Genomic DNA, 3249 nt, shown 5'->3' on the forward strand with positions numbered 1-3249 from the left:
AGGAGAGCACGCCACCTCTTGGCGTTAACCCGGATTTCTTTGGGCCTCCGAGTCAACGAATAGCAAGTTCCACCTTCGAATAGGCTCAAAGCCAATTCAGAATCTTGAGTTTATTCAGGCTTTCGCCGCTTACCGGCTGGCGCGAGACCGCATCAGCGAACGAGAGAAATCTGTGATGATTCCTGCCACGACAAATCCGAATGCAGGTAACCAGGTGATCGCCCATCCGGAGAAAACCATTGTTTCGCGATCCCGTAGGAATATCGCCAGCAAAGCCCAAAGAAAACCTAAGGCCACGCCTACGAGAATGAAGGCAGAGTGGCTCTTTGGAGATGCTGTTGCGGGAAAGGACTCCGCATATTCTGCAGGAGATCCAAAGTTGGCTGTCGCGTCTTCGTAGCTGGTGGCTTCGGACTCGACCTCTCTGGCTATATCGCGGATGGTGGCCGTATCCACGTTTCGTAGTGAAAGGCTGTAGCGCAGTTCGTCGATGTAGGTTTTGAGGTTACTTTCCATGGAAGGCTCCTAGTTGAACTGTTCTAACCAGTTTTTGACTGATTTCAAGGTCTGATGACCCTGCTTGGTGATTTCGAAGATTTTGCGTGCGGGTCCGCGAGCGGTGATTTGCCAGTCGGAGACGATGTCCCCGGACTCTTCCATGGTTCGAAGCAGTGGGTATAAAGTCCCGCTCTTGATGCCGGGTACTCCGAGCTCTTCGAGCTTAGCCAGCATGGAGTATCCGTGTTCGGGTTTTTCTGCCAGGAAGCTTAGAAGAACGACCGGAAGCATGGAACGCTTCACCTGTGGAAGTACTCTGCTCTGTGACATGACTTAAGTATGAATCCTACATAGGTGCATTTCTATCCTTCGTTCGGATGATCTTGGCTTAGCAGCATCCGGCGATTCAATTCCGAGCCGGAACTGGTCATGGTCACTTAGAAGTGGCTAACATTTCACCAGATCGTCTTGCGTCCAATGCGTCATAATCATTGGCTTGGCCAATTTGCAGCAATAGCCTCGAAGATGAGTACGTCCAAAGCCAGCACGATCGAGAGAAGCGGTGGAACAAATGGGTTTTGCGTATGCGGATCCTGAAGTATTGACCGAGGCGCAACGCGAAGCTGTGGCAGAGCATCAGCTCCGTGTGCAAAGCGAGTCCCGGCGCCTGTCGTTGCGTGCCCTGCGCGAAGAGGCAGAACTGAGCCAAGTAGAACTTGCCACCGTGCTGAAGCTGAGCGTGGACCGCATCGCCCGCATGGAGACCGGGGACCTTGATCGAGTCCAGCTGGCCACCCTGCGCCGCTACGCAGAAGCCATGGGCGCCCGCCTGCAAGTGAAAGCGATCCGCGAGGGCACGCACGCCGAACTTGGCTAGCGATCGAGCTCCCGGCGGTCGCTGCCAAGCTGCCATTCCTGACCGACCGGTCAGCGCAAATAGAGCGCACCTCATCGATAAATATGCCACCCATCGCTCAGGAGCGCACAGCGAGGCCTGAATCACTGTGCCGACCAGCTAAAGTATTCCGGTGAGACGCGGGTTATAGACCTGTGTCACAAGGAAGTTCTGAAGGGGTTATTTTGCACGAACGTATTCACCACCGGGCCTTTGCTGATCGCTTGATGAGCGCCGAGCAAGCTGCAGAGTTCATTAAGCCAGGCATGACTGTCGCCATGAGCGGCTTTACCGGTGCAGGATACCCGAAGGCCGTGCCCGGGGCACTGGCAGCGCAGATGGAGCGCCAGCACGCTGCGGGCAAGGACTTCAAGATCAACGTGCTTACCGGCGCTTCCACCGCCCCTGAGCTTGATGGCGTGCTGGCCAAGGCCGAAGGCATGAACCTGCGCCTGCCGTACATGTCCGACCCCGAGCTGCGCCGCCGCATCAACGAGGGCAACATGGAATACATGGACATCCACCTGTCCCATGTCGCCCAGCACGCCTGGTTCGGCTTCTACGGCAAGATCGACCTGGCCATCGTCGAAGTTGTCGGCGTCACCGCCGAGGGCGACTTGATCCCTTCCAGCTCGGTGGGCAACAACAAGACCTGGCTGGAGATGGCCGACAAGATCATCATCGAGGTCAATTCCCAGCAATCTGCGGCCATGGAGGGCATGCACGATGTCTACTACGGCACCGCACTGCCTCCGCACCGCAAGCCGATCGACCTGAGAACCGTGCGTGACCGCATCGGCCAGCAGTACATGGACGTCGACGTCAACAAGATCGTCGCCGTCGTGGAAACCGACGCGCCAGACCGCCTGAGCCCCTTCGCCCCGGTGGACGAGACCAGCGAGAAGATCGCCGATCACCTGCTGACCTTCCTGGATTCCGAGATCCGTGCCGGACGCCTGTCCGAGAAGCTGCTCCCGCTGCAGTCGGGCGTGGGCAATATCGCCAACGCAGTGCTCGCTGGCCTAGCCCGTGGCGGCTACAAGGGCCTGACCGCCTATACCGAGGTCATCCAGGACGGAATGCTGGAGCTGATCAAGGACGGCACCATCGAGTTCGCCTCTGCCACCAGCTTCTCGCTGTCTTCGGAGGGCATCGAGGAATTCAACCGCAACGTCGACCACTACCGCGAGCGCATCCTGCTGCGTGCCCAGGAGATCTCCAACCACCCGGAGATCATCCGCCGGCTGGGCTGCATTGCGCTGAACGGCATGATCGAAGCCGATATCTACGGAAACGTGAACTCCACCAACGTGCTGGGCTCGCACGTGATGAACGGCATCGGCGGCTCGGGCGACTTCGCGCGCAACGGCTACTTGTCGGTGTTCATGTCCCCGTCGACCGCCAAGGGCGGCAAGATCTCGGGCATCGTTCCATTTGCTTCGCATGTGGACCACACCGAGCACGACACCATGATCCTGATTACCGAACAGGGCCTGGCCGACCTGCGCGGCCACTCGCCAAAGCAGCGTGCGCAGCTGGTCATCGATAACTGCGCCCACCCGGAGTACCGCCCGATGCTGCAGGACTACTTCGACCGTGCGTGCAAGGAAAGCTACGGCAAGCACACCCCGCATCTGCTGGGCGAGGCCCTGTCCTGGCACCAGCGCTTCCAGGAGACCGGAGACATGCGCCCGGCCAGCTAGTCGCCGGCCAGACGGGGCGCGATGCGCAGGATGCGGTCATCGCCCGCCCCTGGCTGGCCGCGCCCGTCGGTATTGTTGGTCAGCACCATCAGTGCGCCGTCAGGATCCACTAGCACGTCGCGTAGCCGGCCGCGCCGGCCATCGAGCAGTTCA

General features: G+C 59.1%; 4 protein-coding genes. 2 read left to right on the forward strand and 2 right to left on the reverse strand.

What is annotated here, in order from left to right; genetic code table 11:
- Positions 1 to 129: 129 nt before the first annotated feature.
- The gene (locus ACNPM8_RS03750; protein ID WP_105662215.1) at positions 130 to 516 is read right to left on the reverse strand and encodes a hypothetical protein; all 387 of its coding nucleotides are present in this window, start codon (positions 514 to 516) and stop codon (positions 130 to 132) included.
- Between the two features lie 9 nt (positions 517 to 525).
- Positions 526 to 828 (reverse strand): PadR family transcriptional regulator, encoded by a 303-nt coding sequence (locus tag ACNPM8_RS03755; protein WP_105656586.1) that lies wholly within the window; start codon positions 826 to 828, stop codon positions 526 to 528.
- 241 nt (positions 829 to 1069) lie between these two features.
- On the opposite strand from ACNPM8_RS03755, the gene ACNPM8_RS03760 reads away from it, so the two are divergent.
- Both ACNPM8_RS03760 and ACNPM8_RS03765 read left to right on the forward strand, forming a co-directional pair.
- A complete protein-coding gene (locus ACNPM8_RS03760; protein WP_105662216.1) occupies positions 1070 to 1375 on the forward strand; it encodes a helix-turn-helix domain-containing protein in 306 nt (101 codons plus the stop codon).
- Between the two features lie 203 nt (positions 1376 to 1578).
- Positions 1579 to 3096, forward strand: coding sequence for an acetyl-CoA hydrolase/transferase family protein (locus ACNPM8_RS03765; RefSeq protein ID WP_181149065.1), 1518 nt, complete (start codon positions 1579 to 1581; stop codon positions 3094 to 3096).
- Positions 3097 to 3249 lie beyond the last annotated feature (153 nt).

The organism is Glutamicibacter sp. AGC46, assembly GCF_053543715.1.

What these genes read in the sequence shown, in the direction of transcription:
- ACNPM8_RS03760 (WP_105662216.1), top strand. Translation starts at nt 1,070, where the DNA reads ATGGGTTTTGCGTATGCGGATCCTGAAGTATTGACCGAGGCGCAACGC.
- ACNPM8_RS03750 (WP_105662215.1), bottom strand. Translation starts at nt 516, where the DNA reads ATGGAAAGTAACCTCAAAACCTACATCGACGAACTGCGCTACAGCCTT.
- ACNPM8_RS03755 (WP_105656586.1), bottom strand. Translation starts at nt 828, where the DNA reads ATGTCACAGAGCAGAGTACTTCCACAGGTGAAGCGTTCCATGCTTCCG.